The organism is Pseudoalteromonas sp. EB27 (assembly GCF_001974875.1).
Lineage (GTDB): Bacteria > Pseudomonadota > Gammaproteobacteria > Enterobacterales > Alteromonadaceae > Pseudoalteromonas.
Window position 1 is genome coordinate 28,791 of sequence record NZ_MTQD01000012.1, and the last position, 22,105, is coordinate 50,895.

The 22,105-nt window shown below is 38.4% G+C and carries 15 protein-coding genes, 6 tRNA genes and 1 other RNA gene; 16 read left to right on the plus strand and 6 right to left on the minus strand.

Annotation, left to right across the window (positions count from 1 at the left end):
- Nucleotides 1-7 precede the first annotated feature (7 nt).
- The 4 genes from arcA to trmB all read right to left on the minus strand — a co-directional run bounded on the left by arcA (nt 8) and on the right by trmB (nt 4,789).
- Entirely contained in the window at nt 8-724 is a 717-nt protein-coding gene (arcA, locus tag BW142_RS13995) for a two-component system response regulator ArcA (RefSeq protein ID WP_002962549.1), read from the minus strand.
- A 491-nt stretch (nt 725-1,215) separates the two neighbouring features.
- Nucleotides 1,216-2,820: a HAMP domain-containing histidine kinase gene (locus BW142_RS14000; RefSeq protein ID WP_076925251.1), complete on the minus strand. Its 1,605-nt coding sequence runs from the start codon at nt 2,818-2,820 to the stop codon at nt 1,216-1,218.
- Between the two features lie 151 nt (nt 2,821-2,971).
- Nucleotides 2,972-3,997, minus strand: a complete 1,026-nt coding sequence (locus BW142_RS14005; protein WP_076925252.1) for a methyltransferase — start codon at nt 3,995-3,997, stop codon at nt 2,972-2,974.
- 66 nt (nt 3,998-4,063) lie between these two features.
- The gene (trmB, locus tag BW142_RS14010) at nt 4,064-4,789 is read right to left on the minus strand and encodes a tRNA (guanosine(46)-N7)-methyltransferase TrmB (RefSeq protein ID WP_007582957.1); all 726 of its coding nucleotides are present in this window, start codon (nt 4,787-4,789) and stop codon (nt 4,064-4,066) included.
- A 161-nt stretch (nt 4,790-4,950) separates the two neighbouring features.
- Here trmB and mutY point away from each other — a divergent pair, with 161 nt between their 5' ends.
- Together mutY and BW142_RS14020 are read left to right on the plus strand one after the other, a co-directional pair.
- A complete protein-coding gene (mutY, locus tag BW142_RS14015) occupies nt 4,951-6,012 on the plus strand; it encodes an A/G-specific adenine glycosylase (protein ID WP_076925253.1) in 1,062 nt (353 codons plus the stop codon).
- A 35-nt stretch (nt 6,013-6,047) separates the two neighbouring features.
- On the plus strand, nt 6,048-6,320 hold the full coding sequence (locus tag BW142_RS14020; protein ID WP_024600750.1) for an oxidative damage protection protein: 273 nt from the start codon (nt 6,048-6,050) through the stop codon (nt 6,318-6,320).
- A gap of 50 nt (nt 6,321-6,370) precedes the next feature.
- Here the strand turns inward: BW142_RS14020 and BW142_RS14025 are convergent, their stop codons facing one another.
- The gene (locus BW142_RS14025) at nt 6,371-9,148 is read right to left on the minus strand and encodes an ATP-binding protein (RefSeq protein WP_076925254.1); all 2,778 of its coding nucleotides are present in this window, start codon (nt 9,146-9,148) and stop codon (nt 6,371-6,373) included.
- A gap of 340 nt (nt 9,149-9,488) precedes the next feature.
- On the opposite strand from BW142_RS14025, the gene BW142_RS14030 reads away from it, so the two are divergent.
- The 12 genes from BW142_RS14030 to BW142_RS14090 all read left to right on the plus strand — a co-directional run bounded on the left by BW142_RS14030 (nt 9,489) and on the right by BW142_RS14090 (nt 19,184).
- Nucleotides 9,489-9,564: transfer RNA gene (locus BW142_RS14030), tRNA-Phe, on the plus strand.
- A 71-nt stretch (nt 9,565-9,635) separates the two neighbouring features.
- Nucleotides 9,636-9,711, plus strand: a tRNA-Thr gene (locus BW142_RS14035).
- Nucleotides 9,712-9,845: 134 nt separating this feature from the next.
- A tRNA-Phe gene (locus tag BW142_RS14040) sits at nt 9,846-9,921 on the plus strand.
- A gap of 57 nt (nt 9,922-9,978) precedes the next feature.
- Nucleotides 9,979-10,054: transfer RNA gene (locus BW142_RS14045), tRNA-Thr, on the plus strand.
- A gap of 50 nt (nt 10,055-10,104) precedes the next feature.
- Nucleotides 10,105-10,180 (plus strand) — tRNA-Phe (locus BW142_RS14050).
- A 102-nt stretch (nt 10,181-10,282) separates the two neighbouring features.
- Nucleotides 10,283-10,358 (plus strand) — tRNA-Thr (locus BW142_RS14055).
- 553 nt (nt 10,359-10,911) lie between these two features.
- Complete coding sequence (gene nfsB / locus BW142_RS14060) at nt 10,912-11,580, plus strand: oxygen-insensitive NAD(P)H nitroreductase (protein ID WP_076925255.1); 669 nt, start codon at nt 10,912-10,914, stop codon at nt 11,578-11,580.
- A gap of 56 nt (nt 11,581-11,636) precedes the next feature.
- Complete coding sequence (locus BW142_RS14065) at nt 11,637-12,269, plus strand: antibiotic biosynthesis monooxygenase (RefSeq protein ID WP_076925256.1); 633 nt, start codon at nt 11,637-11,639, stop codon at nt 12,267-12,269.
- Between the two features lie 120 nt (nt 12,270-12,389).
- Nucleotides 12,390-13,163 (plus strand): acetolactate decarboxylase, encoded by a 774-nt coding sequence (gene budA / locus BW142_RS14070; RefSeq protein ID WP_076925257.1) that lies wholly within the window; start codon nt 12,390-12,392, stop codon nt 13,161-13,163.
- Between the two features lie 219 nt (nt 13,164-13,382).
- Nucleotides 13,383-14,798 carry a TolC family protein gene (locus BW142_RS14080; protein WP_076925258.1) on the plus strand — a complete coding sequence of 472 codons (1,416 nt, stop codon included), beginning with the start codon at nt 13,383-13,385 and terminating at the stop codon, nt 14,796-14,798.
- Nucleotides 14,788-16,104, plus strand: a complete 1,317-nt coding sequence (locus BW142_RS14085; RefSeq protein WP_076925259.1) for an efflux RND transporter periplasmic adaptor subunit — start codon at nt 14,788-14,790, stop codon at nt 16,102-16,104. Before BW142_RS14080 ends, BW142_RS14085 begins: the two co-directional genes overlap by 11 nt.
- On the plus strand, nt 16,101-19,184 hold the full coding sequence (locus BW142_RS14090) for an efflux RND transporter permease subunit (protein ID WP_024600743.1): 3,084 nt from the start codon (nt 16,101-16,103) through the stop codon (nt 19,182-19,184). The genes BW142_RS14085 and BW142_RS14090 overlap by 4 nt, the downstream gene beginning before the upstream one ends.
- Before the next feature lie 614 nt (nt 19,185-19,798).
- Here the strand turns inward: BW142_RS14090 and ssrS are convergent.
- Nucleotides 19,799-19,981: non-coding RNA, 6S RNA (gene ssrS, locus BW142_RS14095), on the minus strand.
- Between the two features lie 193 nt (nt 19,982-20,174).
- On the opposite strand from ssrS, the gene BW142_RS14100 reads away from it, so the two are divergent.
- Nucleotides 20,175-20,738 (plus strand): UPF0149 family protein, encoded by a 564-nt coding sequence (locus BW142_RS14100; RefSeq protein ID WP_007587323.1) that lies wholly within the window; start codon nt 20,175-20,177, stop codon nt 20,736-20,738.
- 39 nt (nt 20,739-20,777) lie between these two features.
- Nucleotides 20,778-22,100, plus strand: a complete 1,323-nt coding sequence (pepP, locus tag BW142_RS14105; RefSeq protein ID WP_076925260.1) for a Xaa-Pro aminopeptidase — start codon at nt 20,778-20,780, stop codon at nt 22,098-22,100.
- The last annotated feature ends 5 nt before the right edge of the window (nt 22,101-22,105 follow it).

Here is a 22,105-nt window from a genome sequence, read left to right on the forward strand (position 1 = left end):
GCTCTAATTAAGCGTCAATTTTACCAATGAAACGGTAACCTTCACCATGGATGGTGCTGATTAACTCTGACGTTGAGTTATCACTTTCAAAATGCTTACGAATGCGACGAATAGTAACATCAACAGTACGGTCATTTGCGCGAAGCTCACGGCCTGTCATGTGCTTGATTAATTGCTCACGACTAAAAATACGACCTGGAGAATCAAGCATTAAACGAAGTGCTCTGTACTCACCTTTTGGTAAACGTTTAGCGTCGCCATTTGGAGAAGTAAGACAACGGCTATTTTCATCAAGTTCCCAACCGTTAAACGTAATAACACCATTTGTTTCTAGTGCTGACTCTTCACCGCCTAAAGCAGTACGAGTAATAAGGTTGCGAGCTCTAATAGTTAATTCACGCGGGTTGAATGGCTTAGTAACGTAGTCATCTGCGCCAATTTCAAGACCTAAAATACGGTCAACATCGTTGTCACGACCGGTTAGGAATATAAGACCTACTTTACGCTTTTGGCGTAATTCACGGGCTAAAATAAGACCGTTTTTACCAGGAAGGTTGATATCCATAACTACAAGATTAACGTCATCGTTATTTGTAAGCTTGTCATGCATATCATCGCCATCAATGGCTTCAATAACTTTGTACCCTTCAGCTTCAAATAAACTAACTAGGTTCAGTCGAGTTACGTCTTCATCTTCTACGATTAGAATGACTGGCGTTTGCATTATTAATTAACCTTTTGGAATATTTTATTTATAAAAAAACCGGTGACGAATTTATAACCGATTACTAGAGATTATAGGATTATACCCATTTGTTAACAAGGAAAAAACAAATTGGATAAAAATAAAACAGTAGGGTGTCCAAAGTCTACTAAAAAGGGCAGTGCAAAAACTACTGTTTAATTGATATATACGTGGATGTAGCTATTTGAATCATAAAGTCGAAGCCATTTTCCTTTAATAATTGATACATCATTCAATCAAACAAGGTACTTAAAATAATCAGACTAATTCAAAGCAAAACTATATCACTTTCTAACCTTTCATCAATGTATGTGATACAGCAAAGATAAAAAAGTTCATAAATCGCTTAGTAATATTTATTTAATGTAATTAAATAGTATTACACGCTTATCACATGCCTCATTAATGAGGTCATTAAATGCGAATTCAAGGATAAATTTTAAATATATGTACTTTTTAGTGATCTTTATTTAAGGAATAGTAATTATAAAGCGAGCACCGTGTTTTTCTTCAAGATCAAACATAACTCTTCCGCCGAGAGCCTGTGTTACTAAGTTGTATACTAAGTGCATCCCTAGGCCGCTTGCGCCTTGTCCTCGCTTTGAAGTTACAAAAGGGTCAAAAATTCTATTTTTAATATTTTTATCAACGCCTTGACCATTGTCAGAATAAACGATTGTTAATTTTTTCCCTACCAGTTCTACATCAAAGCGAATTTCATTATTTTCTTTACCTATAAATCCATGGATTACCGAGTTCATAAGTAACTGCTGAAACACCTGCTGTAGAGGTTCGGACTTACTATGAATGGCCAAATCGATCGGGCAGTTAATGATAACGACAGGCTTTTTAGGCAGTAACTCAGATTGTATTGATATTAAAACATCGCTAATTAATTTATGCACATTAATGTAGGTATTAACACCGTCGTCTTGAATAACGGCGACTTTTTTAAAATTAGAAATAAGGTCAGCGGCACGATTTAAGTTACGATAAATTAAATCTAAGTTTTCAATACCTTCATCTATAAATCGTTTTAAGTGTTTAGAGGTTAGTTTTTTATCATTAAAGCTTTGTTGTATATCTGCTAGCTTATCTCGTAGTAATGTAGAACCTGTAATACCAAGCCCTATTGGTGTATTCACTTCATGGGCAACACCTGCCACCATTTGCCCTAAAGACGCCATTTTTTCGTTTTCAACAATTTGTGTTTGATACTGGTGCATTCGCTCAAGGGTTGATAATAGCTCTTGATTTGCCTCTCTGAGAGCAATAGTTCGTTGACTTACTTTTTCTTCAAGACTTTGGTTGAGCTGTTTTATTTCTTGTTTATCTTTTTCGTGGCGCTCAAGCTGCTTTTTGGTACGTGCAAGCATGATATTTAAACTATTTGAAAGAGCGGTTATTTCTTTTACATCGGTTCCTGGCGCGCGTGCATCATAGTTATGATTTTTAGATACATCCTGCAATAGCATGCTTAGCTGTTCTATTGGCTTAGCTATACGTCTTTGAACTTTTATAGCAATAAAGTAAACAACTACCAAAATTAATAGCGTTAATAGCACATCTATTAATATTTTCCTTTCAATATAAGTTTCTAAACTTTCCAGACTTCCTCGCATGTATACATAACCGACCAACTGTTCGTTATCGTAAATAGGGCGGGTTAGTTCAATATTATCGCTCGTAATTCGTGGTGTTTTTAGTTCATCAACACTGTCTATTCTTAGCGGTACTGGAGGCGTTTTTTTTGCATTGAAACTAATAAAAAAAACAGGTTTTTTTGATGCTTTTTCTATTGAATAAATATGTATGTTTTTGACAAGAGGGATGTTTTCAAATGACTTGAGGCGTTTTTCTTCTGTTTTTCTATCATCTTCAGCTACTGATTTACCAGCATCAAAAGCTACAATTTCAGAAAGTATGACGAGTTTATTAATGATTAATTGCTTTTGCTCTTTTACGCTTAAATACGTAGAGATCGAAATAGATAGCGACAAGCAAATAGCTGTAATAAGCATAATTAAGTTAATGAGCGCTTTACGAATGCTACTTTGATGAACTTTTTTAGGCATTATTTCATTATCGCCTGAGTTAATTTTAATTATTTAGAATTTTAGTTTAGCAAAGACAGGAGAAAATGAAGGAAAAAAGCTAAATTAATTCTTATATTTATACGAAGGTTAGCTTGAGTACAGTTGGACTCAAGCGTTTTAAAAAATAATATTAGCTGCTATATACGGCAAATTTGTTATTTTTAAATACAGTTTGGTAGCTTTCAAATTGCGTTTCTAAAATAGGCGGGTACTTTAGAAAGCTGTTAGCTACAATATTCAGCTTTCCTGCTTTAGTTAAATGCTGTTTTGCATTTGCTAAAAATGTCTCTGCTACTGTGTAGTCGGTTGCAATACCCGTATGAAAAGGTGGATTGCTAATAATTAAATCAAACTTACCGGTAATGCTTTTAAGGCCGTCACTTAATATCGCTTCGCCTTTGATGTTGTTAAGCTTTAGGGTTTGCTGTGTTGCGTAAGTTGCCAGTGCACTTACATCACTACACACAAACTCAAGTGCTGGATTATGCAGCCCTAAAAAGGTTGCTATTAGACCTGCGCCACAACCAAAGTCGAGAACCCTACCTTGCTTAATTGTCGGTGCGTTTTCGAGTAGAACTTTCGTTCCCATATCTAAACTACCGTGATTAAACACCCCAGGGACACTAATAGCTGTAAACTCGGTGTCAGCAACATTAACAACAAACTTTTTATGGTAGGTCGTAATATCAAAATTAGGGTGCTGGGTAATCTCAGCAAATGAGTAAAGAACGCAGTGCTTAGCTGAATCAATTTTGTTACTAAACTCTGCTTTGCCAGCTAATTGCTTTTCAATTGATTTAACACCACTTTTATTTTCACCTACCACTAATAGCTCGGCATCATCAGTAATAGCAGCTCGAATATTATCAAGCGCCATTAATAACTCTGGTTTTGATTTAGGATAGTAAAGAATAACTAAATCATAGCCGTTACCAGGTATTGTGTGATTTACGTGGATTTCAATGTCTTTGCTGTTTTTAGCAAACTCACCGTTAGCATGGTTGTAGCTAAATGCAGTTACCTTGCTTTGCGGGTTAAGTTTTTTAAGCTCTGTTAAAAAGCCATCTTGAACAAAGTTGACCACCAAGATAGATTTGCCCGTTAATGCCTCGCTATTACGAAGTAACAGTAAACTTGGGTTGGTTAGTACGCTCATAAATGGCTTTGCCTTACAGTATGTTTAGTTTTATCAAAAATAAAAGTGAGTGCTTAAAGTTACAAATTACTCAGTACGTTCAAACATTAAATCCCACACGCCATGACCTAGGCGATGTCCGCGCTGCTCAAACTTAGTAAGCGGGCGCAAATCTGGACGTGGAACATAATCGTTAGTTTCTGATTGGTTTTTAAAACCAGGCGCTACATTCATTACTTCAAGCATATGCTCTGCATAGTTTTCCCAATCTGTTGCCATATGAAAAACGCCACCCATTTTAAGTTGGGCTCTTAGTTTTTCAACAAACTCAGTTTGTACAATACGGCGTTTGTGATGGCGCTTTTTATGCCAAGGATCAGGGAAAAACAATTGTAGAGTTGTTAAGCTTTCATTAGGTATACAATCTGCAAGTACTTCAACTGCATCGTGTTCAAAAATACGTAAGTTAGTAATGCCAGCTTCATCGGCATCCATTAAACAAGCACCAACGCCTGGGCGGTGTACTTCAATACCAATAAAGTTTAGGTGAGGGGCATTTGTTGCCATTTCGACAAGCGATTTACCCATACCAAAACCAATTTCTACTACTACATCGTTGTTATTGCCAAAAACTTCGCTTAAATCAAGCATACCGTTTTTATGCTCTAGGCCCATTGTTGGCCAGCATTTTTCGATTGCAGCGGCTTGGCCTTTGGTTAATCGACCTTCGCGTTTTACAAAACTGCGAATGGTGCGGATGTATTTACCTTCTTGCTTAGCTTGCTCAAGGTTAGTGTTGCTTGATTCACTCATATTATTGGCCTGACAAAAACAATGTGTTTAAAAATGGTTGCATATTATCCCTGACCGAGCTCGCAATCACAAGTATTAGCTGGTTTTACACGCCCTATAGCTTGATCTTTTTATTAACTACAATAGACTGAGCCGCCATTGAGCATCAGTAAAAGTACAATATGTTGGATTTAAATAAAGAACAGTCTAATTCGTTTTCTAATCAAGTCGTTGATTGGTATCACCTTCATGGGCGTAAAACACTTCCATGGCAGTTGGGTAAAACACCTTATAAAGTGTGGGTGTCTGAGGTGATGCTCCAGCAAACTCAAGTTATTACTGTTATCCCATATTTTGAAAAATTTATGCAAAGCTTTCCAGATATTATTGCTTTAGCTGATGCTGATGAAGATTTAGTACTGCATCACTGGACCGGCTTAGGGTATTACGCTCGTGCGCGTAACTTACACAAAACAGCTAAAATAGTACGTGACAAGTACCAAGGCGAATTTCCGCAAACGCTTGATGAAGTAATGGATTTACCGGGAATAGGGCGCTCTACTGCCGGGGCTGTTTTATCATTGTCGCTTGGGCAGCATCATCCAATTTTAGATGGGAATGTTAAGCGAGTCTTAGCGCGCTACTTTATGATAGAAGGTTGGTACGGTGTTAAAAAAGTCGAAAACCAGCTTTGGCATTTATCAGAGCAATTAACACCTAAAAATAATGTCACCGAATTTAATCAAGCTATGATGGATTTAGGAGCGAGTGTTTGCTCACGCAGTCGCTTTGATTGCGAGGCTTGCCCATTAAATTCAGGTTGTGGTGCCTTTAATGCAGGTAAAGTAAAAGAGTTTCCACATTCTAAACCTAAAAAAGCAGTGCCAAAGAAGAGTTGTCATCAGTTAATTGTTCAGTGCGGCGATAAAGTGCTTATGGAAAAACGCCCTAACAGCGGTATTTGGGGAGGACTGTTTGGCTTTTTTGAATTTAATGAGTTCGAGGAGCTTCAAACGTTTTTAGCTCAGCAAGGATTAGAAGCCGACTTAGTAGAGCTTGAAGCATTTATTCATGTGTTTTCACATTTTGAGCTGAAGATTAATCCGCATGTACTCAATGTTAAGAAAATTCCTGATGTAGTAAATGACAAACAATTAGTGTGGTATCCGCTTGATCAATCAATAGAGGTTGGCCTAGCAGCGCCAACTAAAAAGTTGGTTAAACAAATTACAGCAATAGTATAGAATAGTCCCATATTTAGCGTTAGAGAGAATCAATCATGGCACGTACAGTATTTTGTCAAAAGTTACAAAAAGAAGCCGAAGGGCTTGGCTTTCAGTTATACCCTGGTGAAATTGGTGAAAAGATTTTTAATAACATCTCTAAAGAAGCGTGGGGTCAGTGGCAGCATAAGCAAACAATGCTTATTAACGAAAAGCATTTAAATATGATGGACCCAGAGCACCGCACATTTTTAGAAGAGCAAATGGTTGGCTTTTTGTTTGAAAATAAAGATGTGGAAATTGAAGGTTATCGACCGCCTGAAAAATAATATTTTAAACATAAAAAAGGGCTAAATAGCCCTTTTTTGTGTGCGGTTATTTAATCACTTAACTCATCTTCTTGCTCAGAGATTTTAATTTGTTCTTTTAAAAATTGAGCTGCCTTAGAGTATTCAATTTCTAACTTATCTCTTAAGTCTATTAATTCATCGGTAGTGAGTTCACCTTTTTTACATTTATCTTCAAATGCACTTGAAAGTTCTGCCACCGTTAGGGCACCAATTGTTTTGGAGATCGATTTTAATTGATGACACCCTTCAATAATCTCATCTAAATCGTTAACCATAACGCCTGAATTAATCCCCTTAATTAGCCCTTGGCTTTGTTCTAAATACATTTTGAAAAAGCGTAACTGTTTAGCTTCGTCACCATTTACATATTTAGCAACTGCTTCCATATCAATAGGTAGCGCCATGGTTTGATGGATAACTACATTTGGGTTTTGGCTTTGCTTATCGCTCCAGCGTTTTAAAGTGTCCTCTAACGCGTTTAGCTCTATAGGTTTGGTAATGAAGTCGTTTATACCTACGGCTAAACAACGCTCTTTTTCGCCTTTAAGTGCGTTTGCTGTTACAGCAATAATGTAAGGCTGCGCATCAATTGATTCTAATAACTCTGCTTCGTTACGGATTTTTTCGACCATATCGTAACCCGACATTTTAGGCATGTGTAAGTCGGTTAAAATAAGTGAGTAATCACCTTTTCTCCACATATCTAAGCCTTCTTCACCGTTGTTTGCTATCTCAACGCCAAAACCTAGTATGTGTAATTGATCGGTTAGCACTTGTTGGTTTAGAAGGTTATCTTCAACAAGTAAAACCAATTTGTTTGATTGACGAGCCTGCTCAACATTTAAATAATTATTAAGTGTTTTGGTTTTTTTAATTTGTTTAGGTGTATGCAAACCTGCAGCGACTAAAATAGACAGCATAAAGTTAGACTTACATAGAGGAGAGGCATTAATATAAAAAATATTATTATGATTTATAGCCGCTTCATCAAGCTTGCTTAGTACAACAACTTGTTGGTTATAATCCTCTAATGAATAAAATAAGCGTCTTAGCAGCGCGTTTGTTTTATCCATATTGTCTATGCCATCAGCCACCCAAATAATATCTTGCGAATGTTGGTGCTCTTCAATTTCTTCTTCTGTGTGTGCATAAACTATTTTAGCGCCCATAAACGATAAATAACGGTACATTGTTTTTTCACGTTCTAGGTGATTACTAACTACAACAACTTGCTTACCATTTAATGCACCTTTGTGTGCGTACTTAATTCTACCCGATGTGCTAAACGGCAGTTCAACAGTAAACTCACTGCCAATTCCTGTATGGCTAGTTACATGAATAGTCCCTAGCATAAGCTCAGTTAAGCTTTTACAAATAGAAAGACCTAAACCTGTCCCTCCATATTCTCGGGTAATCGAATTTTCGGCTTGAATAAACGGATTAAATATTTCGCGTAGTTGTGCCTGCGACATGCCTTTACCGTTATCAGTTACGCAAAAGCGTAAGGTAAAGTGATCAGTTGTGTTATGCACCACCTCTACTGATATTTTTACATGACCTTGGGTTTTTTCATCAGTGCTCGTAAATTTAATTGCGTTGCTACACAGGTTATAAAGAACCTGACGTACACGTACGCTATCACCGGTAAGATTTATAGGAATATCTGGTGCTATTGCTAGCTCTAAATCAAGCTCACGTTTTTTAGCAACAGATGAGAGCACACGAGCAACTTCTTCTATGGTATCGGTTACTGAAAAGGGGATAGGGTCAATATTTAGCTTTCCAGCCTCAATTTTAGAGAAATCTAAAATATCATCCAAAATACTCAATAACGAGAACGCTGATTCACGAATAATCGTACTTAAGCGATGCTGAGCGCCATCAAGTTCGGTTTGGCGAAGTAAATCAATAGTACCTATAACACCATTCATAGGCGTTCTAATCTCATGACTCATGGTTGCTAAAAACGTTGTTTTAGTCTCGCTTGCTCGCTCTGCTTTTAGTGTTGCTTGCTCAAGCGCTAAAGTACGATTTTGTACTTCGGCCTCTAGACCATTTTGTAATTTATAAAGCTCTTTTTGGGCTGCGTCATTCTCGCTCATTGCAGTTTGTACTTTTTGTAGCAATAAGTTGATGTTTTTTGCTACTACACCTAAACCAATATCAAGTTGTTCATCAACATTACTATTATAATTAGCATCTTCAGTGATTGTCTGTAACTCTTGAGTAAGAGTGTCAGTACTTTTACGCAAGCGCGTATTAATGTACATATTAAACATTAAAGTAAGTATGAATAATGTAGCAACACTTGCTATCGCAATAATATAAGCAATGACTTGAGAATCTTGAGCGCTCAAAGGAGTGGGTGGTAGGTTTTGCTTAATAATAAGCTCGCCAATGGGTTGATCGTTTAACAATAGTAAGTGGTGAAGAATGCCTTGCTCTACTAAATGCTTTTCTGCTTCAATAGAGACTATAGCAGGCTTACTGCTGCTATACACCAACTGAGTGGCAGATGCTGGATTGAAACGATATAAAGTATATTCAAAGTTATCATCTAATAAAGCCGTTAAATCAAGTAACTGTTTTACTTTACCTTGACCATACATAGTTAATGCATCGACCATTGGTAAGTCTAATCTATCGGCAAGCGTTACGATATTAACAGATGATGCTGGTTGGGATGTCTTAACTTCAGCTTGTGTATAAAATGAGTGGGCAACAATAGCGAGCGCTGTTACAGCAATATTAATGATTAAAAAAAGTGGCAGTAAGCCTTTTACTGGCGATGAGAATTTACTCTGCATTGATTGTTTCCAATTGGTGTGTTTTTACTACGATAAGTCCCTATCGTACGTATCTAAGTTAATCGTAACATTTACAAAAAATAATTCACTACGGTTTTAGTCTGATTTAGTTATATTTATTTATAGTTATAGTCCGATTTGTGGTAAAAATGAACGTTATTAATAAAAAATGTGCTGAGTTGTCTGAAAACCGTTCAAACAGTTATAAAGAATAAAAAAAAAGTTGACTTGTAAGGGCAAAACTCGTTTAATACGCCGCACGCCCAGATAGCTCAGTCGGTAGAGATGAGTGGGAATTGCATTAAAAATCCTTTAGATTTTTAATTAGCACTGTTTAAGTGCCTCGATAGCTCAGTTGGTAGAGCAGAGGATTGAAAATCCTCGTGTCCCTGGTTCGATTCCGGGTCGAGGCACCATTTATTAAAGTAGTGGTGTTTAATCAACAGTTTAAACATTATTACGCGTGCCTTAGCACACAGTTTTGTGTGCCGACTTAGCTCAGCTGGTAGAGCAACTGACTTGTAATCAGTAGGTCAACCGTTCGACTCGGTTAGTCGGCACCATTTATTTAAAGTAGTTTGAAAAGAAAGCTGTAATCAGTAGTCTGTTCAAATTACCCGTCGACTCGGTTAGTCGGCACCATTTATAAAGCTAAAAGTTAAATAATTATTTTATTTTTAGTTAGCACAGTTTATGTGCCTCGATAGCTCAGTCGGTAGAGCAGAGGATTGAAAATCCTCGTGTCCGTGGTTCGATTCCGCGTCGAGGCACCATTTACTTTAAGTTCTCAATCTTTAAAATTGAACGTGCCTTAGCACACAGTTTTGTGTGCCGACTTAGCTCAGCTGGTAGAGCAACTGACTTGTAATCAGTAGGTCAACCGTTCGACTCGGTTAGTCGGCACCATTTATTTAAGTTAATTGTAAAGTATCACAATTAATTAGCACAGTTTATGTGCCTCGATAGCTCAGTCGGTAGAGCAGAGGATTGAAAATCCTCGTGTCCGTGGTTCGATTCCGCGTCGAGGCACCATTTATTGAAAAGCCTTGCTTATGCAAGGTTTTTTTATTTTAAGTGCTTTATAAAAGTTCTCAATCTTTAAAATTGAACGTGCATTAGCACACAGTTTTGTGTGCCGACTTAGCTCAGCTGGTAGAGCAACTGACTTGTAATCAGTAGGTCAACCGTTCGACTCGGTTAGTCGGCACCATTTATTTAAAGCCTCGCTTATTGCGGGGCTTTTTTGTTTTCGATTTTAGAATTAAAAATACCCATAGTTAAAAGCGAAACAACTGGCTTGTAATCAGTAGTCTGTACAAGTTATCCGTTCGACTCGGTTAGTCGGCACCATTTATTTTAGGTAACTTGAAGCAACTGACTTGTAATCAGTTGTCTGTATAAGTTATCCGTTCGACTCGGTTAGTCGGCACCATTTATTTAAAGCCTCGCTTATTGCGGGGCTTTTTTGTTTTCGATTTTAGAATTAAAAATACCCATAGTTAAAAGCGAAACAACTGGCTTGTAATCAGTAGTCTGTACAAGTTATCCGTTTGACTCGGTTAGTCGGCACCATTTATTTAAAAGCCTCGCTTATAGCGGGGCTTTTTTGTATCTGTAATTTATTCAACGTCATTATGGATAAAATGTTCCATATTAATTGGATTGTTTCTCTCTTTTTCTATTGTCGTATTTTTTGCACAATTACCTCATCGAAAAGCAAGTACCTTTGCTTATTTGTTTTCAATCCGAGATAGGGGAAGTTTATGACTCAAGATATTACTCATTACGCAAAAAATAGACAATCAGCTAAAGCGTACAATCCAACTAAAAAGATCTCTGCTGACAATATTGAAAAAATTAAAGAGTTACTTAGATTCAGCCCTTCAAGTGTTAACTCACAACCTTGGCATTTTATATTAGCGTCTAGTGACGAAGCTAAAGCTAAAATAGCTAAATCAACAGAGCGCTTATTTCCATTTAACAAAAAATCAATTTTAGATGCATCACATGTACTCGTGTTTGCTAGTAAGTTAGATATTGAACAAGACTATTTATTACGTGTTTTAAAGCAAGAAGAAAAAGATGGCCGTTTTGTAGCAGACCCAGTCGTATTTAAAGAGCGTATGCATGGTGGCCGTAATATGTTTATTAACTTGCACAAACAAGATTTTAAAGACGTACAGCATTGGATGGATAAGCAAGTTTATTTAAACTTAGGCGCATTTTTATTGGGGGTATCTACCTTAGGAATTGATGCAACGCCAATGGAAGGAATTGAGGTTAGCGTACTTGATGAAGAATTTGATTTACGCGAAAAGGGTTATTCAAGCTTAGTTGTTGTGCCTTTTGGATATAGCGATGATAAAAATGACTTTAATGCCACTCTTCCAAAGTCGCGTTTAGAGTATTCAGAAATTTTAACTGAAGTTTAATTTTTAATTACTGCATTGGTTTAACTGATGCGGCGCTAATCTCTTTGGAGTTAATTATGATCACGCAAATAGTTAAATTTAATATTAAAGACGAATACATAAATCAATTCAAAGCGCTGCTTGAAGATGACAAGCAAGGCGGCAAAGCCGAAACAGGCTTACTAGAAATGCGTTTATATCAAGATAAAAATGCACCTGGAGTCTTTTTTGCTTACGAGCGTTTTGAAAACCAAAACGCGGTTAATTATCACGGTGCACAGCCTTATACGCAAGCTCTATTGCAAGCATTGCCTAATATTAGCGTGTCTGCGCCAGAAGCTATGAACTTAAAAGATACAACGCCTGCACCTTTGCATAAGCGCAATCTTAAAATGCCAAATTCACAAGACGATATATTTATTATCTTCTTTATATTCAAAATTAAATTGCAGTATAGAGCACAGCTTTTAACTCAATTTGAAACTCATATTACACAAACGCGTAGTCAAGAAGAGGGCAATCTTATATTTGATTTGTACACTATTGAAGGACAAGACGACACGTTGGCTGTGTATGAGCATTGGCGCAAAGAATCAGACGTGTGGGATATTCACTTTAATCAACCATACGCAATTCAAACTGGCAAATTAATGCATAAAGCGGTAGTAGGCGACCTCGAGCAATATATGAGCTTTGTAACTGAGCTATAAATTACTTTTTGTAATTTATTAAAACGACTTCCCGTTTAGCAAATAGCAGAAGTAACGCTATTTGCTTTTTTTTGGTAGTTAAGCGAAATGCTTAGCGACCTTTTTTATTTTGGAAATAGCATGAAACTATTTTTTATCAGCGTTAGCTTTTTAGCCTTATTTACACTTAACTCAGCGGCCTTCGCAGCTCCAACTGAAAATGTAATAGAACAATATGGTTTTCCGCTTGCGTTAGTTAATCAGGTGTATACAGGCGATATTACACCTGCAGAAATGCTTAAAAAAGGTCAATTTGGATTAGGGACTGCCGATAATTTAGATGGTGAGCTTGTTGCGCTCAACGGTGTGGTTTATAAAATAGAAATTGATGGCTCATTAATTAAGGCCCCATCTAATTTAGCAGCGCCTTACATGACAATGTTTAAGTTTAATCCAAAGAAACGTATTACTTTAAAAAATGTGAGTTCGTTGGCGCTATTAGGCGAGAAACTTAAAGCAACTATGAGCTCTAAAAATAGTTTTTATGCTTATAAAATCACAGGTACATTTAACTCTTTAAAAATGGCATCTGCACAAAGAGTTAAAAACGACAGTGTGCCGCTTATGGAGTATTTAAAAACGCGAGTTATGTACACTAAGCAAAATATTAAAGGTACTTTAGTGGGGTTATATACACCAGACTACTTAGGCAATATTAGTATTCCGGGGATGCATTTTCACTTTGTATCAAACGATTACAAATTAGGTGGCCACTTAGAAGGTATTAGCTTTGATGAAGTGACTGTTGAAATTGAAGAAATAAATAAAATTAATTTAACCCTTCCTCAAGTTGAAAAATTCAGAGCTATCGAATTAAAACAAGCCTCTGTGCCTGCTGCAAACAAGCATAAGTAATAAGTTTAAAATGCATTAAATGCCAATGTTGGTTAAATACCCCATTGGCATTTTTTATTTCTAGTGTTAAAAATTCCTGATCATTTACTCACTTTTACCGTATAACTGGCTATTATGTTAGTTCATCGCTAGCTATGTAATGTTATGTAAAGTAGGTTGAGCAAAAGTTGCCAAAGTGCTTGAATTACGTTCATAAATAGCAGTAATTTAGGTTTAATTATGATTTGGCAATGCAAGCCAACCCTATTGGCAATTAGTGTGATGCTGCTTAGCGGCTGTGCGAGTGATTTTAACTCGTCGCAGCGTATGCAAGCCCCTAAGGATATGCCACAGCAATGGCAGCAAGAAGCATCAAGCTCGGTATTAAAAGTACAAGAGCAATGGCTTACACAATTACAAAATCCTACGCTTAACAAATTTGTACAACAAGCACTTAAAAACAACCAACAGCTTTTGCAAACTAGCTACGATGTAGAAATCCAAAAACAACAGCTTATAGTATCGGGCTCTGCACTTTGGCCAAGCCTCGATTTATCAACGCGTACAAGTCGCAGTAAAGACAACCGCCCAGTAAGTTATGACAACGCAAGTTCAGTTAGTTTAAACTTAACTTACGAGGTTGATTTATGGGGTAAGCTTTCTGACTCAAAGCGCGAAGCTAATCTTAACTATTTAGCGCAGCAAGCACGGTTTGAACAGGCTAAACAGCAACTCGTTGCTGATGTAGTAGCAGGTTGGTTTGATGTAGTAAGTGCACAGCAGTTGCTCGATTTATTCAAACGCCGTGAAGCCAACGCACAGCAAAGCTTGGATATTATTGAGTCAGGCTACCGCCAAGGTATAAATGAAGCTCTCGATGTATATTTAGCCCGTAATGAGCTTAATAATGAACGATCTCGCATTGCTACTCAAACGGCGAATCTATCGGCTTCAGCACGAATACTTGAGCGTTTACTAGGGGAATACCCAAAAGGCGCTATTACTGCTAGTAGCGACTTACCCGTTATTAATACCGATATTCCATTGGGCTTACCTTCAGAGCTTATAACGCGTAAACCTACTCTGCGTGCAAGTTGGTATGAGCTTCTAGCTACTGACGCTTCATTGGCGTATGCGCACAAACAACGCTTTCCAAGTTTAGACTTAACAGCAAGCTTAAGTGATAGCACTGACAGAGTAAGCGACTTGTTTTCTCCATCAAGCCTTGCATGGTCGTTATTGGGAAGTATTTCTGCGCCACTTTTTGAAGGTGGACGCTTAAAAGCGAATGAAGAAATAGCGCGTCTTAATACTCAAAAGCAAGAGCAACTTTATTTGCAAACGCTTTACGATGCATTTGGTGATGTAGAAAATGCCATTTCGCAGCAGCAGTCTCTTAAATCACAATATAGCAGCACCCTTGAAGCGCAAGAAAATGCACTTGCAGCAGAGCAGTTATCGTTTGAGCAATATCAAAGTGGCTTGGTAACTTACACTACCGTGCTTGATGCACAAGATCGCTCTTTCGATGCGCAAAGCTCCTTAATCGAAATTAAAAACCAATTAATAGCTAACAGAATTAACTTACATGTTGCCCTTGGTGGTGATTTTGCAAAGCCCTCAAGTGAACTAAAGAGCAATAACGATGAAAACTAAAACAGCAAAAATTATTATTCCAGCGGTGGTTATTGTTGCCACTATTTTAATTGTTATGTTTATCAAAGGTAATCCGCCAGAGGCCAAACGCTTTGGCTCACCTCCTAAAGCATCAATAAGTGTAGCTGCGCTTGAGCTTAAACCACAAAATTACCAAGTGATGATAGATAGCTACGGTACGGTCAAACCACGTACACAAAGTTTATTAGTTGCTCAGGCATCTGGGCAAATAATTGAAGTAAGCGATGACTTTAGAGAAGGCGGTTTTTTTGAAAAAGGCGATGTCCTTTTAAAGCTAGACGATAGAGATCACCAAGCTGAAGTTAAATCTTCTCAAGCCAATTTATTAACTGCAGAGCAAGGCTTACTGGAAGAGAAAGCGCGTGGGCAACAAGCTATCACAGATTGGAAGCGTCTTGGTGGCTCAAATCAGGCAAGCAGCCTAGTACTGCGTGAACCACAACTAGCCGCAGCAGAAGCTGAAGTTTTATCTGCGCAGGCAGTACTTGAAAAAGCAATGCTTGATTTAGAGCGCACTAAAGTAACGGCGCCATACGCCGGGCGTATACTCAGCCGTAGTGTTGATTTAGGGCAAGTTGTTACTAACAATACCCAGCTTGCCACTATTTATGCAATCGATAGCGTTGAGATTCGTTTACCAATTAAAAATAAAGACCTTCCGTTTGTAAATTTACCAGAACAATATCGCGATGGTGCTAAAAACCAAGCGGGTTCAATTGTAAAATTTACCTCAGACTTAGTAGGTGAGCAAACTTGGCAAGGGCAGCTGGCACGTACTGAAGGTGCCATTGATGAAGGCGCACAACAGCTTTATGTAGTTGCTAAAATTAACGACCCATACAAAGCAACAGCTAATAACCAATACCCAATAAAAATAGGGCAATACATAAAGGCGCAAATTACCGGTAAAACAGTGTCTAACGCACTTATAATCCCTAACAGTACAATCTATCAAGGAACTTACGTTTACATTGTTGAAGAGGGCGTACTTAAGCGTAAAGACATTACACTCGCTTGGCAAAATGCGACACAAGCGATGATTAAATCAGGATTAAACCCAAATGATAAACTCGTTATTACTCCACTTGGGCAAGTGAGTTCTGGGACTCAGGTAAGGATTTTAGGAGAGCAAAGCGCAGAGCAACCTAAAAGCCGCGGAGCTAATGGGCAAGGTAAAGGAAAGCGCCCATCTCCTGAGCAGCTTGAACAAAAAGCGAAAGAGCTGGGTATTAGTGTAGATGAGCTGAAAAAACGTCGTGCAGCAAAGCAAGGAGATAAACCATGATAGCTTGGTTTGCCAAAAACCATGTTGCTGCTAACTTACTGCTAGTAACGTTGTTACTGTCGGGGCTTTTTAGTCTATCGAGTAAAATACCGCTTGAGGTATTTCCTTCATTTGAAACCGACATGATAAGTGTAAACGTGAGCTTGCGTGGTTCAACACCAGAGGACGTAGAGCAAGGCGTAACAATTCGTATAGAAGAAGCCGTGCAAGATTTAGAAGGCATTAAGCAAATATTTAGTCGCTCTTCTGAAGGTTCTGGCTCAGTAACAATAGAGGTTGAAAGCGGTTACGACCCTCGTGAGCTTTTAGCTGATATAAAAAGTCGTGTAGACGCAATTAATACTTTTCCTGCTGATGCCGAAAAGCCGATAGTAGCGCTTGCTGAGCGAATTCGTGAGGTTATAGCGGTTACAGTATCGAGTGACTACGGCGAAAAAGAAACCCGCGAATACGCAGAAACAGTACGCGATCAAATTCTACGTTTACCTAATGTGACGCAGGTAGAGCTAAGTGGTGTGCGTGATTATGAAATTGCTATAGAAGTAAGCCAGGACGTTCTTCGCCAGTACGATTTAAGCCTTGCACAAATATCGAGTGCTATTTCTAACTCAAGTTCAGATATTTCTGCTGGTAACTTAAAAACAGAAGGGGGGGACGTACTTATAAGCTCTAAAGGGCAAGCATATCGTAAAGATGAATTTGCCAATATTGTTGTTAAAAATCAAGCAGACGGCACGATTATTCGTTTAGGCGACATAGCGATAATTAAAGACGACTTTGAAGAAACACCAGTGCGTACTCGTTTTAACGGTAAGCAAGCAGCATTTATCGACGTATATCGAATTGGTCCACAAAGTGCAATTACCGTTGCTGACGATGTTAAAAACTATATAAAAGAGCAACAAAGCTCAATACCACAGGGGTTTGAACTGAGCTATTGGGATGATGACTCAGAACTTGTTAAAAGCCGTATTTCGACCCTTACTACCAATGCTTTACAAGGCGGTATTTTAGTACTGGCTTTACTTACTTTGTTTTTACGCCCTGCAATTGCATTTTGGGTATTTATTGGTATTCCGGTTTCGTTTATGGGCGCGTTTATAGCGATGCCTATTTTTGGCGTAACCCTTAATATTATGAGTTTATTTGGCTTTATATTGGTATTGGGGATTGTTGTTGATGACGCCATAGTTACCGGTGAAAACGTTTATACCCACCTAAAAACAGCTAAGTCGGGCGAGCAAGCTGCAATTTTAGGAACTCAAGAAGTAGCAACGCCAGTAACCTTTGGTGTATTAACTACCGTCGCTGCATTTTTGCCTCTTGCCTTTATTGAAGGGGCGCGTGGTGCTTTATTTGCCCAAATACCCGTAGTAGTTATACCTGTATTACTGTTTTCATTAATTGAATCTAAATTTGTACTGCCAGCACATTTAAAATATATAAAACTGCGCCACGAAAAAGGTGAGCCTTCAAAGCTTGATGTTCTTCAACAGCGTTTTGCAGATGGATTTGAAAACGCGATTTTAAAATATTATCAACCCACTTTAAATTTAGCGCTGCGCCATAAATTGGCTTCGGTAAGCTTGTTTATTGGTGTATTTGTTATAATTTTAACCATGATCACCAGCGGTTGGACTAAGTTTGTATTTTTCCCGCGTATACCAAGCGAAACAGTCCGCGTTAACTTAACACTACCAACTGGTACACCGTTTGAAGTAACTAATAAATACGTAATTGACATGTCGCAAAAGGCGCAGCAATTACAAGAAAAATACCGCGACCCAGATACGGGTGAAAGCGTTATTTTAAATATATTAGCCACAACAGGCGGGCGTGGTGGTGTATCTAATTCAGGCTCTGTACGCTTTGAAATTACACCAGCTGAAAAGCGTGAATCAGATATAGGATCACGAGAACTTGCCAGCGAATGGCGCGATTTAATAGGTGTCATCCCAGGCGCTGAAAGTTTAACGTTTAGAGCCGAAATTGGCCGAAGTTCAGACCCAATTGATGTTCAGCTTAGCGGTACTTCGTTGACTATTTTACAAGACGTGGCTGATCATATTAAAACCCGTTTATCGACCTACCCAACAGTATTTGATATTGCAGATAGTATGTCTGACGGTAAAGAAGAGTTACAAATAGAGCTTACACAACAAGGTTTAGCGCTGGGCTTAAATAGAGTTAATGTAGCAGGGCAAGTACGTAACTCGTTCTTTGGCTCGCAGGCACAACGTATTCAGCGAGGCCGGGACGATGTACGTGTAATGGTGCGCCTACCTATAGATGAGCGCCGCTCTGTAGCCGATTTACAAAACATACTTATAAATACACCTGATGGTGGCTCTGTGCCTTTATCGCATGTGGCAACACTTACTGCTGGGCAAAGTCCATCAACTATTAATCGAATAGATCGTTACCGCACATTAAACGTAACAGCAGATATCGAAAAAAATAACACCAACATGACAATACTTCAGGCTGACCTAACGGAGTATTTAGATGAATTAATGCAGCAATATCCTGGAGTAGATTACAAGCTAGAAGGTGAGGCTAAAGAGCAACGAGAGTCGTTTGGTTCGTTGGCTTGGGCACTTGTGTTTGTGTTCTTCATTATATATGCATTACTAGCTATACCGCTCAAATCTTACTTACAGCCAATTATAGTAATGAGTGTAATTCCATTTGGCATGATAGGTGCTGTAGTAGGGCATTGGATTATGGGCATGGACTTAACTATTATGAGCTTACTCGGTATGCTTGCGCTAACCGGGGTGGTAGTAAATGACTCGCTTGTACTAGTTGATTTTATTAATAAAAAACGCAGTGAAGGTGGAAAAGTACTCGATGCTATAAAAATTGCAGGTGCATCGCGTTTTCGCCCTGTAATGCTAACTAGTTTAACGACCTTTATTGGCTTAATGCCATTACTGTTTGAAAAAGCGACTCAAGCACAGTTTTTAATACCAATGGCGGTGAGCTTAGGGTTTGGGATTATTTTTGCAACTTTCATTACTCTATTACTAGTACCAATAAACTACATGCTAATGGAGCGTTTTCAAGGTTGGTTTAAATAATACCAACCTGCATAAATCTTTGATCAATTTAACGAATTAAATTGCACTATAACGTCGTTAAAAATTTTTTATTTAGAACAACTAGATATAAAAATTTTTGCCTAGGGCGTGTTGACCTTTCGTGGGTGAATTTGCAGCAGTATGTTTGGTTTTTAGGCAAGGCAGAGCCTATGTAGTGTGGTTATTCCCCACGAATAGGCGATAACGCCGCATAAATACCAAACATGCGCTGCCCTTTGGGTTCTTTCTAGGGACGATCAACTCTTTGTTGCTCGGTTTTTACTTAGCCCACTAGGTTACAAACCTCGCGCCGCGATTTAATCGTCCCTAGATTGAACAAATTTCAATCCACAAAGATCAACACGCCCTAGTTCTAGCGTAATTTTCTTAACGTTAAATAGACCTCATATATAAGCAGATTGGTATAACTTCACTCTAATACGTGATTATTAAAGCTGTAGGTAAGCAATTACCTGCGGCTTTTTTATAAGCTAAAAAGTAAAATTAGACAATTGAAGATAAGTGAATAAAAAATTTAGATAAATATAAGAATAAACAAGAAGGTTGATTTCTTTTTTGATAAAGCCTTTTAAAGGCGAGGGTTTGCTAAAAAGGTGTTCCCCAAGATATGGTACCCGGTTTCAGTCCTGAAACCAGAAGGTCTCAGGGCGGAAATCTGCGGTTTACCGTAGGCTTCTCGGTACATGCCAAGCTTGCACAATAGTAGACGAACAGAAATCCTAGTATAAAATTTATCGGCTCAGGGACTTAACCAAGCTCCGATATCCCAGGGAACAATTTAAGTATATAAGACATAATCCAATCCTTAAACCCCAAACGCAAAAAATTAAACCGTTCGCTTAGTTTTTCCGCACCTTTAACTCGTCATTTACTTTATCGCATGGTTTTTGAGCTTGATCATACAATTAATTGGAGTTGCTTTTTATCGAGTGGTAGCATTGCCTTAACTTGCAAAGCGAAGATTCGATTATGAACGATTTACCCGATTACGAAAAAGCTCAACTGCTTTTAGAAAAAAACGAAATATTTGTATCACCTGCCGAAGCGCATGGTGTGATTAGTGGTTTACTTGCGTGTGGTTTAACCATTGACGACAAAGAATACTTAGGTCTTTTGAGCGATGTGTTTAACGATGGTGAATCGTTTAGTAACGATTTAAAGCAGTTTTTTGGCACTATTTATAAGCAAGTAGTCGCGAGCTTTAATGATGATGAATTTCAGTTTGATTTATTTTTACCAAGCGACGACGAAACACTCATCGATCAGGCTAATGGCCTCGTATCATGGGTAGCAGGTTTTATGCTTGGTTTTGGTTTAAAGCAAAAAGACTACGGTAAGCTATCAAGCGATGTTAAAGAAGTTATTACTGACTTTAGCGAAATCACTCGCCTAGATACCACTTTTGAAGAAACCGAAGAAGACAGCCAAGCGCTGCACGAAGTGATTGAATATGTGCGCGTATCAGCACTACTTTGTTTTGCAGAGCTTGGTAAAGAGCAGAGCACGCAAAGCACTAAAAAAACACTTCATTAGGCATTCACTTTTAAAAAAAGTAAAACGGGTTGGTTAATAATGGTTGAAGTACAAAAGTCAGAATTTAAAGCACGCCGCGAGCGTTTAATTGCTCAAATGGATGAAAATAGCGTTGCTATTATTCCCGCTGCGAGCGAAGTGACGCGTAGCCGCGATACCGAATATGCATTTAGACAAGATAGCGACTTTTTTTACTTAACTGGCTTTAACGAACCCGACGCCGTACTCGTACTATGTAACAACAGCGATGCACCCTGTACTTTATTTTGCCTAGATAAAGACAAGCTTGCAGAAATTTGGCATGGCCGCAGAGTTGGCTTTGATAAAGCTAAAAGTGACTACTTGTTTGATGAAGCTTACCCGCTAAGTGAATTGAACGATAAGCTACTGGATATGCTAAATGCAAAAAATGCGATCTATTTTGCACAAGGTGCTTATTCTTCATTTGATACCAAAGTATTTTCGTTACTAGGTACACTTCGAAGTGGCTCTCGAAAAGGACTCACAGCACCGAGTACTTTAAAAGAAATACGCGGCCTTATTCACGAAATGCGTTTGTTTAAATCGCCAAGTGAGATAGATGTTATGCGAGAAGGCTGTGAAATTAGTGCGCGAGGGCACATGCGTGCCATGCGTTATTCGCATGCGGGTGCCACAGAGTTTCAGCTAGAAGCAGAGCTACATCATCATTATGCTATGAATGGCGCTCCACATCCTGCGTACGGCACAATTGTTGGTAGTGGCGACAACGCCAATATTTTACATTACACACAAAATAGCGACGTATTAAAAAATGGCGACCTAGTACTTATAGACTCCGGTTGTGAACTGCAAGGTTATGCCGCCGATATTACCCGTACTTTTCCAGTAAATGGTCAATTTAGCGAAGAGCAAGCGGCGCTTTATAATATTGTACTTAAAGCGCAAGAAGTGGCTTTTGATGAAGTTAAACCCGCCGGGTTTATGTCGCACGCTAATAAACTAGCAATGGAAGTAATGACCCAAGGTTTACTTGATTTAGGTATTTTAACCGGCGACTTTGACGAGCTAATGGCAAAAGGGGCATGTAAAGAATATTACATGCACGGGCTTGGGCATTGGCTTGGTTTAGATGTACATGATGTTGGCGATTACAAAGTAAATGACGTTGAGCGTGCATTTGAACCCGGCATGGTACTCACCATAGAGCCAGGGCTTTATATAAGCGAAGACTCAAGCGCACCGCAAAAATATAAAGGCATTGGTATCCGTATCGAAGATAACTTGCTAGTTACCGAAACCGGCCATGAAAACTTGACCCTAAGCGTGCCTAAAAAAATTAGCGATATAGAAGCACTTATGCAAAGTGCTAAAAACGTATAAAGCTC